The following is a 21,327-nucleotide window of genomic DNA, read 5'->3' on the forward strand; positions in this document are numbered from 1 at the left end:
ATGGCAAACCAGCACCGCCGCGCACTCGAGTGCGCGGCGGTGCTGGTTTGCCATCGCATCGGTCCGGAAAGCGGAATCGATTTTCGGGGAATCCGGTGCGAAGATTGAAGGCTGGAGCGCAATCGTCCGACTGGACGCGCGAGTTCCGGATCAAGCGGGGCACCGATGCTGCGATACGTATTCCGGCGGCTTTTGACCGCCATCCCGACGCTGTTCGTCATCGTGACGATGGCGTTCTTCCTGATGCGCGTCGCGCCGGGCGGTCCATTCAACCAGGAGCGCGGGCTGAGCCCCGAGATCAAGGCCAACCTTGAAGCCCAATTCGGCCTCAACGACCCGCTCTGGCTGCAATATGTCCACTATCTCGGCAATCTCCTGCGCGGCAATTTCGGCCCGAGTTACAACATGCCGGATTTCACCGTCACCGAACTGTTTGCCAAGGGCCTGCCCATATCCATCCAGCTCGGCGCCTCGGCGCTGATCCTGGCGCTGCTGCTCGGCAGTGTGCTCGGCACCGTCGCCGCACTCAACCAGAACAAGCTTGGCGATTACGCGGTGATCGCGCTGGCGACCGCCGGCAGCACCATCCCGACCTTCGTCATCGCGCCGGTGATCCAGCTTCTGTTCGGGCTGACCTGGAAGCTGTTGCCGATCGGCGGGTGGGGCGATGGCGCCTTCATCAACAAGATCGGCCCGGTGCTCACCCTTGCCTTGCCACAGATCGCCATCGTTGCCCGCCTGATGCGCGGCTCGATGATCGAATCGCTGCGCTCCCACCATATCCGCACGGCCCGCGCCCTCGGCCTTTCCGACTGGTCGGTGGTGGTCAAGCACGCGCTGCGCGGCGCCATCTTGCCGATCGTCTCGTTCACCGGCCCGGCGGCGGCGGCGCTGTTGACCGGTTCGGTCATCGTCGAGACGATCTTTTCCATTCCAGGCGTCGGCCGCTATTTCGTCGATGCCGCCCTCAACCGCGATTACACACTGGTGATGGGAACGGTGGTGGTGATCGCCATCTTCACCATCGTCTTCAACTTGATCGTCGACGTCATGTACGCGGTCGTCGATCCGAGGGTGCGCTATGACTGATATCGCAGTCACGGCCCCCGTCATCGTCGGCCGCTCGCTCTGGGGCGACGCCTGGGCGCGTCTCAAGGCCAATCGCGCCGCCATGTTCAGCCTCTATTACCTGGCCTTTGTCGCGATCATCAGCGTGTTCGGCCCCTGGTTCGTGCCGCATCAGTACACGACCATCTATGCCGACTATGTGCGCACGCCGCCGAGCTTCACGGCCTATCCCAAGGCAGATATGATCGAGACGGCCCTCAATGACGCGATCAAGCGCATGCGGGTCGACATCAGGGAATGGAAGCAGGAGGGCGAGCGCGTCACGGTCACCGTCACCTCGACGAAGCCGATCGACGATCGCAACATCCGCTACCTCGACCGGTCCGACGCCTTCGACAACACCAAGATCGAGAGCAAGTCGCCCGACGGCCTCGAAGTCACGATGAGCACGTCGGTCAAGCAGCAGTATTTCCTGTTCGGCACCGACAACACCGGCCGCGATCTTCTCTCGCGCACGCTGATGGCCGGGCGGATATCGCTGGCCATCGGCCTGCTTGCCGGTGTCGTGGCGGTGGTGATCGGAGTGATCTACGGAGCCACGGCCGGCTTCGCCGGCGGCAAGGTCGACGAAGTGATGATGCGCATCGTCGACGTTCTCTATTCCTTGCCGTTCATCTTCTTCGTCATCATGCTGGTGGTGTTCTTCGGCCGCAACTTCGTGCTGATGTTCCTGGCGGTCGGCGCGGTACTATGGCTCGACATGGCGCGCATCGTGCGTGGCCAGGCGCTGTCGATCCGCCGCCAGGAATATGTCCAGGCGGCCGAAGCCATGGGCGTCGGCCAGCGCGGCATCCTGCTGCGCCATGTCATCCCCAACCTGCTTGGTCCCGTTGTGATCTATATGACGCTGCTGGTGCCGCAGGTCATCATCCTGGAGAGCTTCCTGTCGTTCCTGGGGCTTGGCATTCAGGAACCGATGACCAGCTGGGGCGTCCTGATCTCGGTCGGCGCCAAGAACATCGGCACGGCCAACTGGCTGCTCTTGTTTCCCGCCTTCTTCCTCGTCTCGACGCTGTTTGCCCTGAATTTCGTCGGCGACGGCCTGCGCGACGCGCTCGACCCAAGAGATCGATAGAGATGATAGCGATCGATAGAGATGGGGACCGTTGACATGGCTGCTGCCGAAACCATCCTCAGCGTCAAGGACCTGCGCGTCCGCTTCCGCACACTCGACGGCGCGGTCGAAGCGGTTAAGGGCATCAACATCCACGTCAATGCGGGCGAGACCGTTGCCGTGGTCGGCGAATCCGGCTCCGGCAAGAGCCAGACGATGATGGCGGCGATGAGCCTGCTGGCCTCCAACGGCGAAGCATCGGGCAGTGTCGACTATCGCGGCCGCAACCTCCTGGCACTGAACAAGTCCGAGCTGAACAAGGTCCGCGGCCGCAAGATCAGCATGATCTTCCAGGAGCCGATGACCTCGCTCGATCCGCTTTATTCGATCGGCAACCAGCTGATCGAACCGATCCGCCGGCATCGCGGATTGAATGCCGCCGAGGCGCATGAGGAGGCGCTCAAGCTGCTGCGGCTGGTGCATATTCCAGATCCGGAGCGGCGGATGAAATCCTATCCGCACGAAATGTCCGGCGGCCAGCGCCAGCGCGTGATGATCGCCATGGCGCTAGCCAACGACCCCGACATCCTGATCGCCGACGAGCCGACGACGGCGCTCGACGTGACCATCCAGGCGCAGATCCTGATGCTTCTGGCCGAATTGCAGCGCAAGCTTGGCATGGCGATCGTCTTCATCACCCACGATCTTGGCATCGTCCGGCGCTTCGCCGACCGGGTCTATGTCATGCGCCAGGGCGAGGTCGTCGAGGAAGGCGAGGCCGAAGCGATCTTCGTCGGCCCGCAGCACGCCTATACCAAGATGCTGCTGGCGGCCGAGCCGACCGGAACAAAGGCGCCACCGCCCGCCAATGCGCCCGTGGTGCTCGAAGGCAGGAATGTCGAAGTCACGTTCAGGATCGGCGGCGGCTTCCTCGCCGCCGAACCGTTGATGCTGCGCGCCGTCGACGACATTTCGATCCGGCTGCAGCGCAACCAGACGATCGGCATTGTCGGCGAATCCGGCTCGGGAAAATCGACGCTCGGCCGCGCCTTGCTGCGGCTGTTGCCGAGCGACGGGCTCATTCGTTTCGGCGATCGCGACATTTCCACCGCCGACCGGCAGGCGATGCGGCCGCTGCGGCGCCAGATGCAACTGGTCTTCCAGGATCCGTTCGGCTCGCTATCGCCGCGCATGACCGTCGGCCAGGTCATCACCGAAGGGCTCCTGGTGCATGAGCCTGATCTTTCGGGCAAGCAGCGCGACCAGCGCGCGGTCGAAGCCCTGCGCGAAGTCGGCCTCGATCCAAACGCGCGCAATCGCTACCCGCATGAATTCTCGGGCGGACAAAGGCAGCGCATCGCCATTGCCCGTGCCATGATCCTGAAACCCAAAATGGTCGTGCTTGACGAACCGACCTCGGCGCTCGACCGCTCGGTTCAAAAACAGATCGTCGAGCTGCTGCGCAAGCTGCAGGCCGACCACGAACTGTCCTACCTGTTCATCAGCCACGACCTTGCCGTGGTGCGCGCCATTGCCGACTACATCATCGTCATGAAGCAGGGCAAGATCGTCGAGGAGGGGCCGACCGAGGCGATCTTCAGCAATCCGAAGGCTGCCTACACCCAGACGCTGATGAATGCGGCAATCGATGTCACGCGGTTCCGGTTGAGCGCCTGAAACGTCGCTTCAGACAATCATCGTGGCGGCGTCTGTTTGCTCAGCTCGCCGACCTCGGGCACCTGCGCGCCCGTGCGGCGACAATGGCATCGTGCCGTTGCTTCAATTGGTCGATCCTCGCCGTCTCGCGGTTTGCGACCGCCGTCTTCACCCGCGAACCACCCAGCAGCCAGCGCGGCACGCTGGTGTTGGCGACCTTGCCGCGCGTGATCGCCACCTGCGAGATTTCGCCGGCGTTTTCGCCCAGTGCGCTGTTGAGTTCGGGGCAGCTCATTTTGTCGTATTTCGCCGCGTTCACCGTCCTGCCGATCGATGAGCAACCGGCCAAGAGAAAGCCGGCCACAAGAAGCAGTGCAACCAAAACAACCGGTGCCGGCTTTGCCATTGAAATCAAATTCATGTCCGCATCCGGCTCGCCGTCTACCGGCCCCTCATACCACACTTAGGTTCGATGCCCATGTCGTCAAAGTTTGCGCCTGCTGTCGAGCACGCAGTCCGTGCTCACGCTGCCTTGGCGACGCATCCGGTCCCGGAGGCTCCACCGCCGAGCACTGCCTGGGCGATGGCGGCCTCGTTTTCATCGACATGGGCCGTCACCAGAACGATCCCCTCGGCAACGCTCCGATCATCCGGCTCGATGGTGGTCGTAACGAATGTCCCGAGCAGTGCGCCGGCGCCGCCGCCGCAGATCGCGCCGATCAGCGCCGCTGCCGGCAGTCCGGCAGGCAGAGGATTGATGCCTAGGACTGCGACAGCGCCCAGGCAGGCCGACGCCCCGGCGACCGCGCCAAGCAGGACAGAAGGTGTCTTCAAGACTCCGACTTCGTCATGGTAGGGCCCGATGACGGCAATCTGTACGCGGGGAACTCCGGCCGCCACCAAGGCACCTGTGACCCTGGCTGCTTCGGCATGGGAATCAAAAAGCCTGCTAATTGTCGGCATGGTCATTCAGGGCGCGTTTTTGTCCAGCACCGTGTCGGCAACGAAGGATGCGGCGATCAGATCATCGCCATCGATTTGGCCCTGGCCGTCTTCCATCGCGGCCGCGACCCTTTGGAAGGTTTTCATTTCGTCCTCGGTGATCCGAGCCTCCTGCATCTTGGTCCTGAGGTCATGCACGCGTGTGCTTAAGCCATGGGATCGTGCGGTCTCACGATTCGACATGCTCTTCATTTCCGCTTTATTCGACTGTCTTCCCGCCCAATCAACCAAATTAGGATCGTGTACAGCCGTTCCAAGTTGGGCTTCGGTCGGACGGGGTGCCAGACCTAGGTCTGATCGCAAAGGGCAATGGTCTTGCCGGGGACGCCGCGCGGAACAGCAGCTGTTTGCCGCCGTTGTCCGCTGCACGATCGTGGGAGGAAGCTGATGGAAAAGAGTGTTGGCCAGGCGCGTTGGTTGCTCGCACCGGTCTTCGCCGCGGCCATCACCTTGATGGCTATCGGAATAGCCCTCGGCTGAGCACCCAGGAGAACCGGCCAAGGAGGAGAACCGGCCAAGGATGAGAACCGGCCAAGGAGGAGAATCGGCCAAGGGTGAGAACCGGCCAAGGAGGAGAATCGGCCAAGGGTGAGAACCGCCCAAGGTTTGCAATTGGCGCAGCCACGTCCCTTCCTGCGCCGATAGGTTCGCTCGCCGCTCTCATGTGATGAGTGATGTGGCGAGCGAACCCTCGATTTCTGGTGGGAGCCGCAATCCGCGGCCCTTGGGGGGCAGCAAGTCGGATTCTGCAGGTTTCAATGTTGAATGACGGGTTTTGCGGCGTGGCGCCGCATGAGAGCCGTCGGTCGAGCTTGTGCGCGGGACGCCGCTGTGGGGGGTGGGGCGGGCCGGGCGCGAGCGGCGCGCGGGGCCAGACGGGCGGCGATCAGTATCCGCCGTTGTCGATCACTACGGGGTGACGGTGATGGTGACGGTAGGTCGAGACGGAGCCCGTGACAATCACGGTGTCCCGACGATGATGCCGGCGGCCGTGGTCGTAGAATGCAACTGTACCGTGGCGGCGATGATGCAGGCGCTGGCCGTACTCGTTGATGATCTTGACGTTGTGGTGTCGATGGTGGGTCCTGATAACGACATCGGCCTCGGCTGCCGAAGCCACTGCCGGCAATCCGATGCAAAGCGCCAAAGCGCACATGGCCATTGTTTTCATTGCAATTTCTCCATTGCCTTGATTAGCCCTTCGTTGAATAACCGCTGCTGGTCCGCTTTGGTTCCGGTTTCAGGGCTGGATGAGGACGGCTGGGTTGATGGACGGGCGATCACATCGTCAATGGCCTGGACGAGGCTGCGTCTCGGCCACGATACTTGGGAAACCCTGGTGTCCGCACCATCTGCGGCGAAAGCAGACGAAATGCGACAGAAGTGCTGCCATTGCCGCTTGCAGGAACGAGGTGTGGCGGCTATAAGCCCGCGGTCTGGTCACGGAGTGTAGCGCAGCCTGGTAGCGCACCTCGTTCGGGACGAGGGGGTCGCAGGTTCAAATCCTGCCACTCCGACCAGAAAAAACAACGCATTGGCGCATCCCGGCTTCGGCGCCCTCCTGAAAACAAGGCAAGACGTTTCACCTCAAACGCCACGCGTTTTGGGGGTAAACACGGCTTGAAGCCTGTGGTAGCCACGACCCTCGACAATTTGTGTTCCAGCCATTTGGAGTTTTCCAGTCTTGACCCCCAGGATCGTCGGCGAGGCCTTGCCCAACAGCTTCGAATTCGAAACCGAGGCGCTGATAAAGCCGTCTGGCTTCCGCGAATATGATGCCCGCTGGTGGTTTGGCCACCCCGGTTCGGCTGTGCCGCCGGAGCTCAACCTGATCGGTGTCCAGGCGCTCGGCATGGGGCTTGGCACGCTGATCCGCCGTCTCGGCGCCGGTCCCGACATCGTCACCGGGCATGATTTCCGTTCCTATTCATTGTCGATCAAGCTGGCGCTGGTGTCCGGATTGATGGCCGCGGGCGCACGGGTGAGGGATATTGGCCTGGCGCTGTCGCCGATGGCTTATTTCGCCCAGTTCGCGCTGGAAACCCAGTCGGTGGCCATGGTCACCGCCTCGCACAACGAAAATGGCTGGACCGGCGTCAAGATGGGAGCGGCGCGGCCACTGACCTTCGGACCCGAGGAGATGAGCGCGCTGAAGGCGATCGTGCAGGCCGGAGATTTCGACCTTGTCGGCGGTGGTTCCTATGATTTCATCCGCGATTTTCGCGCCACCTATCTCGACGACCTGACCAGGGACAAGCGTATCGCGCGAAAGCTGAAAGTGGTCGCCGCCTGCGGCAACGGCACTGCCGGCGCTTTTGCCCCGGAAGCGTTGCAGCGCATCGGCTGCGAGGTGATCCCGCTCGATACCGAACTCGACCACACCTTTCCGCGCTACAACCCCAACCCCGAAGACATGCAGATGCTGCATGCCATAAGGGACAAGGTTCTGGAGACCGGCGCCGATGTTGGGTTGGGTTTTGACGGCGACGGCGACCGCTGCGGCGTGGTCGACAATGAAGGCAACGAGATTTTTGCCGACAAGGTCGGCGTGATGCTCGCGCGCGACATCTCCGGCCAGCACCCGGGTTCGACCTTCGTGGTCGACGTCAAGTCGACCGGGCTGTTCAACACCGACAGCGTGCTCAAGGCCAATGGCGCCGTCACCGACTACTGGAAGACCGGCCACTCCTACATCAAGCGGCGTGTCGCCGAACTCGGCGCCGTCGCCGGGTTCGAGAAATCGGGGCATTTCTTCTTCAATCCGCCGATCGGGCGCGGCTACGACGATGGGCTGGTCACGGCCATCGCCATCTGCCAGATGCTCGACCGCAACCCGGACAGCTCGATGGCCGACCTCTACCGTGCGCTGCCGCTGACCTTCGGCACACCGACCATGTCGCCGCACTGCGCCGACGACGTGAAGTATGGCGTGGTCGAGCGGGTGGTCTCCGACTTTCAGGCGATGATGCGAGACGGCGCCGCTTTCGCCGGCCAGAAGATATCGGACCTGATCACCGTCAACGGCGTGCGTGTCGTCTCCGAGGACGGCACCTGGGGGCTGGTGCGGGCGTCTTCGAACAAGCCTGAGCTCGTCGTGGTCGTCGAAAGCCCGGTCTCGTCGCAGCGTCGCCGCCAGATGTTCGAGGCCGTCGACGCCGTGCTGCGCCGCAGCCCCGAAGTCGGCGCCTATAACCAGACTTTCTGAGCTGTGATTCGGCCAGCCTGACCTCGATCTCGACGCATGAGGCCGAAGCCACCATCACCAGTGGAAATGTCGCAGAACCGATCCCTGTCGACATCTCGAACCGATAGGAGTTGCCGCATTTCCAACTGGACGAACACGGGCTAAAGGCTTGTGTCGGGCGCCAACCGCCGCTTTTTTGAATACGAGACCCGAATGACCGATCGAATTGTCAGTTTTGTCATGAGCGGCGGCGTTGGCTCGCGGCTCTGGCCGCTGTCACGCGAGGACAATCCCAAGCAGTTCCATGACCTGTCGGGCGATGGCTCGATGCTGGCCAAGACCTTGCGTCGGCTGGCGGCAAGATCCGGCGGCGAAACGCCGATCTTCCTGATCGCGTCGGAGCGCCATGCCGAACGTGTGCATGCCGATCTTGCCGGCCTCGATCTCGCCGGCGGCGGTCCGCTGTTCGAGCCCACGGGGCGAAACACCGCTGCCGCCGTCGCGCTGGCGACGCTGCGCACTTTGTCCGAGTTCGGCGACAGCCTGGTCCTGGTGGTGCCGTCGGACCACGAAATATCGACGGCAAGGCAATTCTGGCAGAGCATAGAGGCGGGTGCCGAGGCGGCACGCGCAGGCCGACTTGTGGTGTTCGGCATAAAGCCGGCGCAACCCGAAACCGGCTATGGCTATATCGAGGTCGCGGCCGAAAGTGGCGGCATCTTCGACGTCTCACGCTTCGTCGAAAAGCCGGACCTTGCGACTGCGCAAGGCTATCTCAAAGCCGGAAATTTCTACTGGAACACCGGCATCTTCCTGTTTCGCGCCAGCGCCATGCGAGATGCATTTGCCGCCTTCCAGCCGGACATCTGGCAGGCCACCGAAGCAGCCTACAGGGCGGCGACATCGGATCTGTCAGGCCTCTATATGCCGCTCGAACTCTACGCGGCCATTCCGTCCAACTCGATCGACTACGCCATTATGGAGCGGGCGAAGGACATCGCGATGGTGCCGGCCGGTTTCCGGTGGAACGATCTTGGTTCCTGGCAATCACTGCTCGATGTCGGCCCGTCCGACAGCAGGGGCAATGTCATTGTCGGCGATGTCGTCGCCATTGATTGCGAAAATTCGTACATCCGCGGCGACGGTCGCCTGTTGTCCGCCATCGGCATGAAGGATGTTGCCATCGTTTCGACCGCTGACGCCACTTTCGTCGCTCCTGTCAGCCACAGCCAGCACGTCAAAAAAGTCGTCGAGCAGTTGGAGAGGTCGGGCCGGCTCGAAACACGGTTCACGCCTGCCCATGATCGCGTCATTGAAAGTGGCGCCTGGCGGCGGCGCGTGCATCACTGGCTGTTTCAGGAAACCTTGCCATTGTGGTCGACATCAGGTGTCGACGAGCGCCACGGCGGCTTCCACGAAGCGCTTGGCTTTGACGGCTCCCCGCTGATGAAGCCCAAACGCATGCGCACGCAAGCTCGCCAGGTCTATGCCTTCGCCGTCGCCAGCGCGCGCGGTTGGGACGGTCCGGCCGACCGGCTGATCGCACATGGCATCGACTTCATGGCAGGGAAGGGGCGCACCGACCGCGGCGGTTGGGTGCGCACGCTGAATGTCGACGGCTCCGTTGCCGATGCCACGGAGGATACCTACGACCATTCCTGCGTTCTGCTGGCGCTGGCGCATGCACATATGTCGGGCAATCCGGATGCTCTTCGGCTCGGCGAGGAAACCTTCGCTTTTCTCGATGCCCATCTCGAGGACAGCCGCATGACCGGGTTCCTCGAAACATCGGACGGGGAGGGCGAGCGGCGCTCCAACCCGCACATGCATCTGCTCGAGGCGTTCCTGGCCTGGCATCAGGCCACCGGAGAGCGTGCCCATCTGCGCCGTGCCGCACGCATCATCGACCTTTTCCGCAGCCATTTCTTCGATCCTGAAAGCTGGACGCTCGGCGAATATTTCGACGCCGAATGGAAGCCGGCCGCTGGTGACAAGGGACTCTGGACCGAGCCTGGCCATCATTTCGAATGGGCCTCGCTGCTGGTCGATTTCGCCGAGCGCAGCGGCCAGGCCGAATTGCGCGGCTTCGCCAGAAAACTCTACGCCTCGGCAATCGCCAGCGGTCTCAACCGCGCCACGGGCCTTGCCTATGGCGCGGTCTCGCGGCAAGGCCTGCCGCTCGACCTGGCGTCACGCAGTTGGCCGCAGGCTGAAGCGGTCAAGGCGGCAATTGCGCTGAATGGCTCAGGCGGCCCCGATCTCAAGCCGGAGATAGAGGCGCGCGTCGGCCGGCTGTTCCGCTGGCACATCGATCCGGCGCCGCTGGGCCTATGGATCGACCGCATCGACGAGCGCGGCCGCTCCTTGGCATCCGACGTTCCAGCCAGCATTTTCTATCATCTGGTCTGCGCGCTGACGCAGTATCTGGACGGGACGGCGGAGAGAAGCTAGTTGACGACCGCCTCATTCCTTCACGCCCCCCTCTGTCCTGCCGGACATCTCCCCCTCAAGGGGGGAGATTGGCAGCTTGGGCCTTGCCGCCCTTTCTGCAACGTCGGTGATTGGCGAAACCGAGAGTGACGTCCGATCTCTCCCCTTGAGGGGGAGATGTCCGGCAGGACAGAGGGGGGCGCTGTCCCGCCGACCTCTCAATACGGGCTCGCCACGTCCCCCGTCTCGACGTAGACCGATTTCAGCTGCGAGTAGAGTGCCAGCGCCGCCAGCGAATTTTCCCGGCCTATGCCGGACTGCTTGAAGCCGCCGAACGGGAGTTCGACCGGCGTCAGATTGTAGGCATTGATCCAGCAGGTGCCCGCCTGCAGCTCGGCGATGACGCGGTGGGCGCGCGGTAGATCGCGGGTGAACACGCCGGCGGCAAGGCCGAACTCGGTGTCGTTGGCGCGGTCGATCACTTCGTCCTCACCGTCGAATTTCAGCACGCTCATGACAGGTCCGAAAATTTCCTCGCGGGCGATGCGCATGGTGTCGGTGACCCCGGTGAACACCGTCGGCTCGACGAAGAACCCGCCGTCAAAACCTTGCAGCGAAGGCACGTTGCCGCCGCAAGCCAGCGTGGCGCCGTCCTGCTTGCCGATGCCGATATAGCCGACGACCTTCTCATGCTGCGCTTTCGAGACCAGCGGCCCCATCTGGGTCTCGGGATCGAGTGGGTCGCCGATACGGATTTTCTTGGTTCGCTCGACTAGCCTTTCGACAAAGCGGTCGTGAATGCCACTCTGCACGAAGACGCGCGTGCCGTTGGAGCAGATCTGGCCGGTCGAATAGAAATTGCCGAGCATGGCGCCGCCAATGGCGTTTTCGATGTCGGCGTCGTCGAAGACGATCAGTGGCGACTTGCCGCCGAGCTCCATCGTTGCGTGCTTCATCTTGGAGCCGGCAAGCGACAGCACCTCGCGGCCGGTCGGCACCGAGCCGGTCACCGAAACCTTGGCGACGACATCGTGGCCGACGAGGCCGGCGCCGACATCGCCATAACCCTGCACGACATTGAACAACCCATCGGGCAGGCCGGCCTCGCTGTAGATCTCGGCCAGCGCCAGCGCCGACAGCGGTGTGTTTTCCGATGGCTTGAACACCATGGCGTTGCCCATGGCGAGCGCGGGCGCGGACTTCCAGCCGGCGATCTGGATCGGATAGTTCCAGGCGCCGATGCCGACGCAGACGCCGAGGGCCTCGCGCCGCGTATAGGCGAAGGGGCCGCCGAGGTCGACGGATTCGCCATTGTAGGCGGCGACCGCGCTGCCGAAATATTCAAGGCAATCGGCGGCGGAAGGCGCGTCCGCCACCAGAGTTTCCTGGATCGCCTTGCCGGTATCGAGCGTCTCGATGCGGGCAAGGTCGGCGTTGCGGGCGCGCAAAATGTCGGCGGCGCGGCGCAGGATGCGGCCGCGCTCGACCGGCTTCAACCGCGCCCAGGCGGGTTGTGCTGCCCGTGCGGCCTCGATGGCCAACTCCAGCACGTTCGGCGTCGCCGCGCGCAGCATGGCGATGGTCTCGCCGGTGGCCGGATAGATGACCGGCAGCGGCGCGCCTTGCTCGTCGTCAACGTAGCGTCCGTTGACATAGTGCGATGCCGTGGGCTGGGCGCGCATGGGAGGTCTCCAAATTCTATTCGCCTGGGCCGGACGTTCGCCGGATCATGCTCTATCTGTCCGACGCCTGCCAGCGCGGATTGATCCATGGTTCCTGGTTGGACGGCGCCAGTGGCGTGCGGCCCAGTATGTGGTCGGATGCCTTTTCGCCGGTCATGATCGACGGTCCATTGAGATTGCCGTTGGTGACGCGCGGGAAGATCGAGGAGTCCGCGACCCGCAATCCTTCGACGCCGATCACCCGGCACTCCGGATCGACGACGCTCATCGCATCGTCGGCGCGGCCCATCTTGCAGGTGCCGCAGGGATGGTAGGCGCTCTCGGCGTGATCCCTGATGAAGACGTCGAGATCGTCGTCCGACTGCACATGGCTGCCCGGCGAGATTTCTTGGCCGCGATAGGCATCGAATGCCGTCTGGCCGAAGATCTCGCGGGTCAGCCGGATGCAGTGGCGGAACTCCACCCAGTCGTCCGGATGCGACATGTAGTTGAAGCGGATCACCGGCTTCGATTTCGGATCCGGCGACCGCAGCGTCACCGAGCCGCGCGACTTCGAGCGCATCGGCCCGACATGCGCCTGGAAACCATGCGACTTGGCCGCCGCCTTGCCGTCATAGCGAACCGCCGCCGGGATGAAGTGGTACTGGATATCGGGATAGTCGATGCCGGCGCGCGAGCGCACGAAGGCGGCTGCCTCGAAATGGTTGGTGGCGCCGAGGCCCGACTTGAAGAACAGCCATTGCGCGCCGATGAGCGCCTTCGAGAACGGGTTCAGCACCGAATTGAGCGTGATCGGCTTGGTCGATTCCTGCTGGATGTAGAGCTCCATGTGATCCTGCAGATTGCGGCCGACGCCGGGCCTGTCGGCGAGCACGGCAATGCCGTTTTCGCGCAAATGCTCAGCCGGGCCGATGCCGGACAGCATCAGGATCTTGGGCGAATTGATCGACGAGGCGGCGACGATCACCTCGCGTCGCGCCTTAACGACCTGAATCTGTTTGTGAGCTTCGATCTCGACGCCGATGGCGCGTTGATTCTCGATGATCACCCGGCGGGCAAAGCCCTTGACCAGACTCACGTTTTTGCGCCTGAGCGCCGGCCTCAGATAGGCTGATGCCGCCGACCAGCGGCGGCCGCCCTGAATGGTCTGCTCCATCGGCCCGAAGCCTTCCTGCTTCGATCCGTTGTAGTCGTCGGTCAATTCGAACCCGGCCTGGCGGCCCGCGTCGACGAAAGCGCCATAAAGTGGATTGCGCCGTGAGCCGCGCTGCACGTGCAGCGGCCCGCCGCGGCCGCGCCAGCCGTCCTCGCCGCCGTCCGAATCCTCCATGCGCTTGAAGTAGGGAAGAACGTCGGCAAAGCCCCAGCCGGCCGCTCCCTGTTCGGCCCAATGGTCGAAGTCACGGGCGTGGCCGCGCACATAGACCATGCCGTTGATCGAGGATGAACCGCCGATCACCTTGCCGCGCGGCGTAGCCAGCACGCGGCCGCCCAGATGCGGCTCCGGCTCGCTGGCAAAGCCCCAGTCGTAGAGGCTCATGTTGAGCGGGATCGACAGCGCCGATGGCATCTGGATCAGCGGGCCGATATCCGAGCCGCCGAACTCGATGACGATCACCGAATGCTTGCCGTCCTCCGACAGCCTGTAGGCCATGGCCGAGCCGGCCGAGCCGGAGCCGATGATGACGAAATCCGCTTCAAGCATGGTTCATATGCGCCATAAAATCGGCGAGCGAGACATTGCCGCCGGTTGCCACCACGAGCACGGTCTTGCCGCGCACATCCACCTTGCCGCCGAGCAACGCCGCCAGCGACGCAGCGCCCGACGGTTCGAGCACCAGCTTCATCCGCTCGAAGGCGATCCGCATGGCGCGCCGCACCGATTGATCGTCGACCGTGATGCCACGAACGCCGGCAGTCTTGACCGCCGCGAAGGGCGCGTCGCCCGGCCGCCGCGACATCAATCCGTCGCAGATCGACTTCGGGCCGATCGGCATGGTTTCGATGCTGCCATGCGCCAGCGATGAACCCATGCCATTGAAACCTTCGGGCTCGACGCCGATGATCTCGGTTGCCGGCGACAGATAATGGAATGCGAGCGACACACCGCCGATCAGTCCGCCGCCGCCGACCGAGCAGAACAACAGGTCGGCGCTGGCATCCTTGGCCGAGAGCTGGTCGAGCGCCTCGAGGCCGGCGCCCGCCTGGCCGGCGACGATCTCCGGATCGTCGAACGGATGCAGCAGTGCCAGGCCTTCCGTCTCGGCGATCTCGCGCGCCTTGGCGGCGGCAACCTCTTCACGCGCGCGCTCGCCATGATCGGTCAGCACGACGCGTGCGCCGTAGCCGGCCGTGGCATCGCGCTTGGCGGCCGGCGCATCGATCGGCATGACGATGGTGACCGGAATGCCGAGCGCCTGGCCGGCGGCCGCCAGCCCTTGTGCGAAATTGCCGGAGGAATAGGCGACGACGCCCTTCTTCGCCTCCTCGGCGGAAAGCCGCTTCAGCCGCCAATAAGCGCCGCGTATCTTGAACGATCCCGCCCATTGCAGCGATTCCGGCTTGATGAAGACGCGGGCCGCACCGGTCTCGCGCGCAAGGGCCGCCGATTCCAGCAGCGGCGTGATCTGCGTCGCCCTGGATGTGACCGCATAGGCCTCCTTGAGATGGTCGAGGGAGGGGACAGGACTTGTCATCATTCGCCTCGCGGATACCTTTTGCTTTCCTCGAGATTGTCGAGGTTCATGTGGTTGCGCATGTAGCGCTCGGATGCCTTCTGCAGCGGCTGGAAATCCCAGGGGTAATAGGCGCCGTTGCGCAGCGCTGGATAGACCACCCAGCGCCGCGCCTGGCTCTCGCGCACGGCGGCATCGAATTTGGCCATGTCCCAGCGCGCCCGGACCTTGTCCATGAAGACCGACACCAACGCCGCCTTGGCCGGATCGTTGGCCAGATTGACCCGCTCCAGCGGATCGGCTTCGAGATCGAACAGCTGCGGCGGGTCGAGCTCGCAGTGGATGAATTTGTATCCGCCGTCGCGGATCGCCACCAGCGGTGCGTAGGAGCCTTCGGCGGCATATTCGATCAACACAGGGGCGCTGCGTTGCCCACCTTTGGTGAGCGGCAGCAGCGACTGGCCGTCGGTCCACGGCGCGATTGCATCGATGTCGATGCCGGCGAGGTCACAGAGCGTCGGCGTCACGTCGAGATTGGAGACCGGCGCCTCGATCAGCCCGGCCGGCACGCCCTTGCCGGCGATCATCAGCGGCACCCGCGCCGAGCCCTCGAAGAAGCTCATCTTGAACCACAGGCCGCGCTCGCCAAGCATGTCGCCATGGTCCGAGCAGAACAGGATGATGGTGTCGTCGAGCATACGCGTGCGCTTGAGGACGTCCAGAACCTCTCCGAGCTTGTCGTCGACATAGGAGATGTTGGCGAAATAACCGCGCCGCGAGCGACGTACCTGCTCGGGCGTGATCTCGAACGACGGATAATCGCTGGCGAGGTATAGCCGCTGTGAATGCGTGTCCTGTTCGTCCTGCGCGATAAAACCCGTTTCCGGGTCGAGCGCCTGGCAGTGCTCGTAGAGATCCCAATACTGCTTGCGCGCGACATAGGGGTCGTGAGGGTGCGACAGCGAAACGGTGAGGCACCAGGGCCGATGGTTCCCATCGTCCTGTTCGCGCGAAAGCTGATAGAGCTTCTGCGTGGCCAGGAACACGACCTCATCGTCATATTCCATCTGGTTGGTGGTCTCGGCGACGCCGGCGCCGGTGACCGAACCCAGATTGTGGTACCACCATTCGATGCGTTCGCCGGGTTTGCGGTAGTCCGGCGTCCAGCCGAAGTCGGCCGGATAGATGTCTGTGGTCAAGCGCTCCTCGAAACCGTGCATCTGGTCCGGCCCGACGAAATGCATCTTGCCAGAGAGGCAGGTGTAATAGCCGGCGGCGCGCAGATGGTGGGCGAAGGTCGGGATCGACGAGGCGAATTCGGCCGCATTGTCATAGACCCCGGTTCGCGACGGCAACTGACCGCTCATGAACGAGGCACGGCCCGGCGCGCAGAGCGGCGAGGCGGTGTAATTGTTGGCAAAGCGTGCCGAGCGGGCAGCGAGCGCCCTGAGATGCGGCACGTGCAGGAAGTCCGCCGGCCCGTCCGGAAACAAGGTTCCGTTGAGCTGATCGACCATGACGATCAGGAAATTGGGTCGCTTCGCTGTCACTGCTTCCGCCGCTCGCCGAGTTTGATTTCGAGATAGTCTTCGACGAGCGCGATCGCGGTCGCGGCGTCGGGCACGCCGTCCTTCAACGCCCGCCTGATATAGAGCCCGTCGATCATAGCCGCGGTCGCCTCGGCGGCGCGGTCGGCCTCGGCCCTGGGCAGGATGCCGATGAGCCCGCTCATCAAGTTCGAGTGCAGCCGCCGCGCATAGACCCTGAGCAGGCGGCGTAGCGCGGACGACTTCTGTGCCTCGACGTAGAAGGCGAGCCATGCGGCGATGGTTTGCGGCTGGAACTGGATGTCGGAGAAGTTGACGGCCACCACCGCCGAAACGCGTTCGCGCGGGGAAGCGGCGGATTGAAAAGCGCGCCGCATGTCGATGGTCAGTTCGCCCAGTATGTGCCGCATCGTCGCCAGCAGCAATTCGTCCTTGGCGCCGAAATAGTGATGGGCAAGCGCCGAGGATACGCCAGCCCGCCCGGCGATCTCGGACATGGTCACGTCGAGCGAACCGCGCTCGCCGATCGCCGAGATCGTCGCGTCGATGAGCGCCTTGCGGCGCAGTGGCTCCATTCCGATTTTCGGCATGCTGTTCCCGGCTTTTGCGGGGCAGATTATTTTTTATTGACGCGTCAATCAACAAAAAATCAACGCTGGCGCAACCTGTACCAAGCGATTGTCCGGTTCCGGCCCCTTCACTGCCGAGGCAGGAATGTTTATATTTGAACAATGAAGGCGACGTGAGCCGTGAGCCAGTGCCAGGCTGGCGCTAACGATGGAGACCGCCATGACCGCATGCATCGTCGGATGGGCGCATTCGCGCTTTGGCAAGCTCGAAGGCGAGACGCTCGAAAACCTGATCGTCAAGGTGGCGACCGACGCACTCGACCATGCCGGCATCGGCCCGGACGAAGTCGACGAGATTGTCCTCGGCCATTTCAACGCCGGTTTTTCGGCGCAGGATTTCACCGCCAGCCTGGTGCTCCAGGCTGATGACCGGCTGCGCTTCAAGCCGGCGACACGTGTCGAGAATGCTTGCGCCACCGGGTCGGCGGCGGTCAGGCAAGGGGTCCGCGCCATCGACGCCAATGCCGCCCGCATCGTACTGGTGGTCGGCGCCGAGCAGATGACGACGACGCCCGGTCCCGAAATCGGCAAGAACCTGCTGAAGGCATCCTATCTGCCGGAGGACGGCGAGACGCCGGGCGGCTTCGCCGGCGTCTTCGGCAAGATCGCGCAGGACTATTTCCAGCGCTATGGCGACCAGTCCGACGCGCTGGCGATGATCGCCGCCAAGAACCACAAGAACGGCGTCGACAATCCCTATGCGCAGATGCGCAAGGATTTCGGCTATGAGTTCTGCCGGCAGGAGAGCGAGAAGAACCCCTTCGTTGCCGGTCCGCTCAAGCGTACCGACTGTTCGCTGGTTTCGGACGGCGCCGCCGCCCTTATCCTTGCCGACACGGCGACGGCTCTGAAAATGCGCCGGGCGGTTGCCTTCCGCGCCAATGAGCATGTCCAGGATTTCCTGCCGATGTCGAAGCGCGACATCCTGACCTTCGAGGGCTGCGAGCAGGCCTGGACCCGGGCACTGAAGAGTGCCGGCGTGACGCTCGACGATCTCTCTTTCGTCGAGACGCATGACTGCTTCACCATTGCCGAACTGATCGAGTATGAAGCGATGGGCCTCGCCAGGCCGGGCGAGGGCGCCAAGCTCGCGCTGGACGGCACCACGGCCAAGGACGGCCGCCTGCCGGTCAACCCCTCCGGTGGATTGAAGGCCAAGGGCCACCCGATCGGCGCCACCGGTGTCTCCATGCACGTGCTGACCGCCATGCAGCTTGTCGGCGAGGCCGGCGGCATCCAGGTGCCCGGCGCAAAGCTCGGCGGCATCTTCAACATGGGCGGTGCTGCGGTCGCCAACTACGTTTCCATTCTCGACCGGATCAGGTAAACCGCCCGCATCTACGGGAGGTGGCATGACAAATCCGGTTCTGATCGAAGTCTTGCGCGGCGCCATCGTCGAGAGCGTGCATCTCGGTGCGGTCGCGGTCTTCGATGCCGACGGCAAGCCGTTGCTGGAGATCGGCGACACCTCGAAACCGGTGTTTCCACGCTCGGCGGTCAAGGCGATCCAGGCCTTGCCGCTGGTCGAAACGGGTGCTGCCGATGCCTACAGCTTCGGTGACCGCGAGCTGGCACTCGCCTGCGCGTCCCATTCGGGCGAGCCGGCGCATGTCGAGTTGGCACGTTCGATGTTGGCCAGGGCCGGGCTGGATGGCTCAGCGCTCGAATGCGGTGCGCATTGGCCCTCGAACCACGACGCGGAGATTGCGCTCGCTCGGGCCGGCGGCTCGCCCAACGCGCTGCACAACAACTGCTCCGGCAAGCACTCCGGCTTTCTCTGCACCTGCGTGCACTCCGGCATCGCGCATGGCGGCTACGTCAAGGCGGGACACGCTCTGCAGGAGATGGTGCGCGACGCCATGCAGGCAGTGACCGGCGCTGTGCACGGCGCGGATGAGCGGGCGATCGATGGCTGTTCGATCCCGACCTATGCCGTGCCGCTGAAAAGTTTCGCGCTCGGCTTTGCCCGCATGGCCACGACGAATGGCTTTGGCCCTGAGCGAGCCAAGGCCGCGAAACGCTTGCTCTCGGCCTGCATGGCGGAACCGTTCTTTGTCGCCGGCACCGGCCGTGCCGATGTCGCTTTGATGGAAGCCGCACCCGGGCGGATATTTGCGAAAGGCGGCGCCGAAGGTGTCCACTGTAGCGCGATACCTGAACTTGGCCTCGGCATAGCGATCAAATGCGATGATGGTGCCGGCCGCGCCGGCGAGGCCGTCGCTGCTGCCGTCCTTGCCAAACTGCTGCATGCGGACGAGGCCCTGTCGGCGAAGCTGGCCGCAATGGCAAATGCCCCGATCGAAAGCCGGATCGGCGCCAAGGTCGGAGCGCTGAGGCCGACCGCAGCTCTCAATTGAGGACGGTCTTCAGCTGACGTGATTGCGCTCGACGGTCAGATGGGCATAGCCGGTATTGTCGGATGACGTCAGGTCGCCTGTCGCAGGATCGGCCCAGCGCTGGCCAACGATGGCGCCCTTCAGCGCGCCGTCGATGACGTTGTCTGATATGATGGCCGTACCGGCGCCCTCGACCACGCTGACGACGATGCCGGTTCCAGCCTTGCGGATGATGTTGCCGGTGGCAACGACATTGCGTAGGTACTGCCCCCAGCCGATCTGCATGCCGTAGAGCGGTGCGTTCTCGATGACGTTGTTGGAAACGGTGGTGTCGGCCTCGACGCCGATGCCGACGCCGAACCCAGGCGCATCGGCGGGGTAGGGGCCGCTGGTCGACAGATTGCGCACGATGTTGCCCGAGCAGACGCCCATGCGGCCGCCTTCGTTGAAGTTGACGATCGAGATGCCGTTGGCCGCGCTGTCGACGATGTTGTTGCTGATGACGGCGCCCTCGAAGGAGAATTCGGAATAGACGGCCGTTTCGCCCGAGCGCGAGCAGGTGTTGCCTGATACCTGCAGGTTGCTGGAACTGTTGGCGCGGATCGCCGAAAAAGCGCAGTCGGAGAGGACATTTCCCGAGATGATGACATTTCCGGCTCGGAAGGCGTTGATGCCGTTGCCGTTCTGGCCGGTTCCGCCGCTGCGCGCGCCGATGCGTTCGACGCGGTTGCCGGTGACCATGGTGCCGTCTTCCGCCGCCTGCCAGCGGTGTACGAGAATGCCGCCATTGGCACAGTCGGAGACGGTGTTATCAGTTATCGACAGGCCGGCGGCTTCGACCGAATAGATGCCGGCATCGGCGGCGCCCGATATGTCCGAGCGTTCGATGCGGCCCGCGGCGTGTTCCAGCGCAATTCCGTTCTTGCCGCTGCCGGTTACCTGGCAATTGTCGACGACCAGATGCGCGACCCGGCGCAGATCGAGCAGTCCTTGCGCATAATCGCCCATCGACCGGTTCGAACCATCGAAAACCAGCCCGCTCAGTTCGACATGGTCGGCCTGTTCGGCCATGAACAGATGGCCGTCGCCGCCGTAGACGATCCGCGTTGCCCCAGGCACGCCCGAAAGACGCACGCGGCTGGGCAGTGAAAGATTGGACACCACATAGGTGCCGCCTGGCAGGAACACCGGCAAATCGCGGCTGTTTGCGTCGCGCAGCAGCTTGGCAAAGGCCTTGCTCTGGTCGTCGAAAGTGCCGGGCTGCACGCCAAGTTCGGTGGCGTTGATCGAGCCGCGCATCGAGGCCTTCTCGATGCCGGCAAGGCTGGCGGCCGCCGCCTTGCCAAGCGAGAGACCGATGACGGCAAAGCCGGTGGTCTGCATCAGCAGCGTTCGTCTGTTCAACATCGGCACAGGATCCTGGTGTTCAACCCCGGCATCGCAGGAATCGTGCCAGACGACTGGCCTGTCTTTCGCGGGGCCGGCAATGGCTTGTCGAACAGCCGGTCGGAGCCTAAGTTCAATTGATGAGCAGAGCTTTTACACGCGAGGAAGACAGCGAGAACGCCATCGCCGGCGTCGGAGAGCGGCCGATCAGCACGCACCGCAATCTGGTGACGCAGCGTGGCTTGGCGCAGATCGAGGACAATCTGGGCGATTTGCGCGACATTCTGGCGAAAGCCGAACGAAAAGGCGACCGTGAGCGCATCGCGGTCGTGTCGCGCGACCTGCGCTACTGGGCCGCAAGGCGTGAAAGTGCCGAATTGTCCGTGCCTGAGCCGGGCAGCGACTTAGTTCGCTTCGGCATGGGCGTCACGCTCGAGGGCGATGACGGCAGGAAGGTGCACTGGAAGATCGTCGGCGAGGATGAAGCCGATCCGACCAAGGGCTCAATCTCGCATGTTTCGCCGATGGCCGTGGCCCTGTTCGGCAAGAAGGTCGGCGACTTGGCCGTGGTGAACGGCAAGGAATGGGAGATCGTTAAGCTCTCGGATGGCTGACGCC

Annotated in this window: 18 protein-coding genes and 1 tRNA gene; 9 read left to right on the top strand and 10 right to left on the bottom strand. The window is 63.6% G+C overall.

The features are described 5' to 3' along the window. The first annotated feature begins 165 nt into the window (after window positions 1-165). The 3 genes from LB577_RS30770 to LB577_RS30780 are packed head-to-tail and all read left to right on the top strand — an operon-like array spanning window position 166 to window position 3,859. Entirely contained in the window at window positions 166-1,089 is a 924-nt protein-coding gene (locus LB577_RS30770) for an ABC transporter permease subunit (protein WP_013896497.1), read from the top strand. Beyond that, window positions 1,082-2,203: an ABC transporter permease gene (locus LB577_RS30775; protein ID WP_224690176.1), complete on the top strand. Its 1,122-nt coding sequence runs from the start codon at window positions 1,082-1,084 to the stop codon at window positions 2,201-2,203. Before LB577_RS30770 ends, LB577_RS30775 begins: the two co-directional genes overlap by 8 nt. Before the next feature lie 36 nt (window positions 2,204-2,239). Beyond that, the gene (locus LB577_RS30780; RefSeq protein ID WP_224690177.1) at window positions 2,240-3,859 is read left to right on the top strand and encodes an ABC transporter ATP-binding protein; all 1,620 of its coding nucleotides are present in this window, start codon (window positions 2,240-2,242) and stop codon (window positions 3,857-3,859) included. Between the two features lie 40 nt (window positions 3,860-3,899). Here LB577_RS30780 and LB577_RS30785 read toward each other — a convergent pair whose 3' ends face one another. The 4 genes from LB577_RS30785 to LB577_RS30800 all read right to left on the bottom strand — a co-directional run bounded on the left by LB577_RS30785 (window position 3,900) and on the right by LB577_RS30800 (window position 6,011). Beyond that, a complete protein-coding gene (locus LB577_RS30785; protein ID WP_224690178.1) occupies window positions 3,900-4,259 on the bottom strand; it encodes a hypothetical protein in 360 nt (119 codons plus the stop codon). 101 nt (window positions 4,260-4,360) lie between these two features. Further along, on the bottom strand, window positions 4,361-4,672 hold the full coding sequence (locus LB577_RS30790) for a hypothetical protein (RefSeq protein WP_224690179.1): 312 nt from the start codon (window positions 4,670-4,672) through the stop codon (window positions 4,361-4,363). 135 nt (window positions 4,673-4,807) lie between these two features. Continuing rightward, window positions 4,808-5,023, bottom strand: a complete 216-nt coding sequence (locus tag LB577_RS30795; RefSeq protein WP_224690198.1) for a hypothetical protein — start codon at window positions 5,021-5,023, stop codon at window positions 4,808-4,810. 703 nt (window positions 5,024-5,726) lie between these two features. After that, the gene (locus tag LB577_RS30800; protein WP_224690180.1) at window positions 5,727-6,011 is read right to left on the bottom strand and encodes a hypothetical protein; all 285 of its coding nucleotides are present in this window, start codon (window positions 6,009-6,011) and stop codon (window positions 5,727-5,729) included. Between the two features lie 272 nt (window positions 6,012-6,283). Here LB577_RS30800 and LB577_RS30805 point away from each other — a divergent pair. The 3 genes from LB577_RS30805 to LB577_RS30815 all read left to right on the top strand — a co-directional run bounded on the left by LB577_RS30805 (window position 6,284) and on the right by LB577_RS30815 (window position 10,475). Next, a tRNA-Pro gene (locus tag LB577_RS30805) sits at window positions 6,284-6,360 on the top strand. 164 nt (window positions 6,361-6,524) lie between these two features. Continuing rightward, entirely contained in the window at window positions 6,525-8,045 is a 1,521-nt protein-coding gene (locus LB577_RS30810) for a phosphomannomutase/phosphoglucomutase (RefSeq protein WP_224690182.1), read from the top strand. A 192-nt stretch (window positions 8,046-8,237) separates the two neighbouring features. Continuing rightward, a complete protein-coding gene (locus LB577_RS30815; protein ID WP_224690183.1) occupies window positions 8,238-10,475 on the top strand; it encodes a mannose-1-phosphate guanylyltransferase/mannose-6-phosphate isomerase in 2,238 nt (745 codons plus the stop codon). Window positions 10,476-10,672: 197 nt separating this feature from the next. Here LB577_RS30815 and betB read toward each other — a convergent pair whose 3' ends face one another. From betB to betI, 5 genes are read right to left on the bottom strand one after another with little or no spacing between them, the layout of a single operon-like run. Continuing rightward, complete coding sequence (gene betB / locus LB577_RS30820; protein ID WP_224690184.1) at window positions 10,673-12,136, bottom strand: betaine-aldehyde dehydrogenase; 1,464 nt, start codon at window positions 12,134-12,136, stop codon at window positions 10,673-10,675. 52 nt (window positions 12,137-12,188) lie between these two features. After that, complete coding sequence (gene betA, locus LB577_RS30825) at window positions 12,189-13,841, bottom strand: choline dehydrogenase (RefSeq protein WP_224690186.1); 1,653 nt, start codon at window positions 13,839-13,841, stop codon at window positions 12,189-12,191. Further along, entirely contained in the window at window positions 13,834-14,835 is a 1,002-nt protein-coding gene (locus LB577_RS30830; RefSeq protein ID WP_224690187.1) for a threonine/serine dehydratase, read from the bottom strand. Before LB577_RS30830 ends, betA begins: the two co-directional genes overlap by 8 nt. Continuing rightward, on the bottom strand, window positions 14,832-16,361 hold the full coding sequence (gene betC, locus LB577_RS30835) for a choline-sulfatase (RefSeq protein WP_224690188.1): 1,530 nt from the start codon (window positions 16,359-16,361) through the stop codon (window positions 14,832-14,834). Before betC ends, LB577_RS30830 begins: the two co-directional genes overlap by 4 nt. Then, window positions 16,358-16,948 carry a choline-responsive transcriptional repressor BetI gene (betI, locus tag LB577_RS30840; RefSeq protein ID WP_224690189.1) on the bottom strand — a complete coding sequence of 197 codons (591 nt, stop codon included), beginning with the start codon at window positions 16,946-16,948 and terminating at the stop codon, window positions 16,358-16,360. Before betI ends, betC begins: the two co-directional genes overlap by 4 nt. Window positions 16,949-17,147: 199 nt before the next feature. Here betI and LB577_RS30845 point away from each other — a divergent pair, with 199 nt between their 5' ends. Further along, window positions 17,148-18,314 carry an acetyl-CoA acetyltransferase gene (locus tag LB577_RS30845; protein ID WP_224690190.1) on the top strand — a complete coding sequence of 389 codons (1,167 nt, stop codon included), beginning with the start codon at window positions 17,148-17,150 and terminating at the stop codon, window positions 18,312-18,314. A gap of 25 nt (window positions 18,315-18,339) precedes the next feature. Then, window positions 18,340-19,344, top strand: coding sequence for an asparaginase (locus LB577_RS30850; protein WP_224690191.1), 1,005 nt, complete (start codon window positions 18,340-18,342; stop codon window positions 19,342-19,344). A 9-nt stretch (window positions 19,345-19,353) separates the two neighbouring features. On the opposite strand, the gene LB577_RS30855 is transcribed toward LB577_RS30850, so the two are convergent. Continuing rightward, window positions 19,354-20,730: a TIGR03808 family TAT-translocated repetitive protein gene (locus LB577_RS30855; protein WP_224690192.1), complete on the bottom strand. Its 1,377-nt coding sequence runs from the start codon at window positions 20,728-20,730 to the stop codon at window positions 19,354-19,356. Between the two features lie 119 nt (window positions 20,731-20,849). Here LB577_RS30855 and greA point away from each other — a divergent pair, with 119 nt between their 5' ends. Beyond that, entirely contained in the window at window positions 20,850-21,323 is a 474-nt protein-coding gene (greA, locus tag LB577_RS30860; protein ID WP_224690193.1) for a transcription elongation factor GreA, read from the top strand. Window positions 21,324-21,327: the final 4 nt, after the last annotated feature.

This window comes from Mesorhizobium sp. B283B1A (assembly GCF_020165735.1).
Lineage (GTDB): Bacteria > Pseudomonadota > Alphaproteobacteria > Rhizobiales > Rhizobiaceae > Mesorhizobium > Mesorhizobium opportunistum.

Excerpts from the sequence above, each read along its gene's own strand:
- LB577_RS30850 (WP_224690191.1), top strand. The coding sequence starts at position 18,340 with ATGACAAATCCGGTTCTGATCGAAGTCTTGCGCGGCGCCATCGTCGAG.
- LB577_RS30780 (WP_224690177.1), top strand. The coding sequence starts at position 2,240 with ATGGCTGCTGCCGAAACCATCCTCAGCGTCAAGGACCTGCGCGTCCGC.
- LB577_RS30800 (WP_224690180.1), bottom strand. The coding sequence starts at position 6,011 with ATGAAAACAATGGCCATGTGCGCTTTGGCGCTTTGCATCGGATTGCCG.
- LB577_RS30770 (WP_013896497.1), top strand. The coding sequence starts at position 166 with ATGCTGCGATACGTATTCCGGCGGCTTTTGACCGCCATCCCGACGCTG.
- betI (WP_224690189.1), bottom strand. The coding sequence starts at position 16,948 with ATGCCGAAAATCGGAATGGAGCCACTGCGCCGCAAGGCGCTCATCGAC.
- LB577_RS30775 (WP_224690176.1), top strand. The coding sequence starts at position 1,082 with ATGACTGATATCGCAGTCACGGCCCCCGTCATCGTCGGCCGCTCGCTC.
- LB577_RS30845 (WP_224690190.1), top strand. The coding sequence starts at position 17,148 with ATGACCGCATGCATCGTCGGATGGGCGCATTCGCGCTTTGGCAAGCTC.
- greA (WP_224690193.1), top strand. The coding sequence starts at position 20,850 with ATGAGCAGAGCTTTTACACGCGAGGAAGACAGCGAGAACGCCATCGCC.
- LB577_RS30855 (WP_224690192.1), bottom strand. The coding sequence starts at position 20,730 with ATGTTGAACAGACGAACGCTGCTGATGCAGACCACCGGCTTTGCCGTC.
- LB577_RS30815 (WP_224690183.1), top strand. The coding sequence starts at position 8,238 with ATGACCGATCGAATTGTCAGTTTTGTCATGAGCGGCGGCGTTGGCTCG.
- LB577_RS30830 (WP_224690187.1), bottom strand. The coding sequence starts at position 14,835 with ATGATGACAAGTCCTGTCCCCTCCCTCGACCATCTCAAGGAGGCCTAT.
- LB577_RS30785 (WP_224690178.1), bottom strand. The coding sequence starts at position 4,259 with ATGAATTTGATTTCAATGGCAAAGCCGGCACCGGTTGTTTTGGTTGCA.
- LB577_RS30795 (WP_224690198.1), bottom strand. The coding sequence starts at position 5,023 with ATGTCGAATCGTGAGACCGCACGATCCCATGGCTTAAGCACACGCGTG.
- betA (WP_224690186.1), bottom strand. The coding sequence starts at position 13,841 with ATGCTTGAAGCGGATTTCGTCATCATCGGCTCCGGCTCGGCCGGCTCG.
- betB (WP_224690184.1), bottom strand. The coding sequence starts at position 12,136 with ATGCGCGCCCAGCCCACGGCATCGCACTATGTCAACGGACGCTACGTT.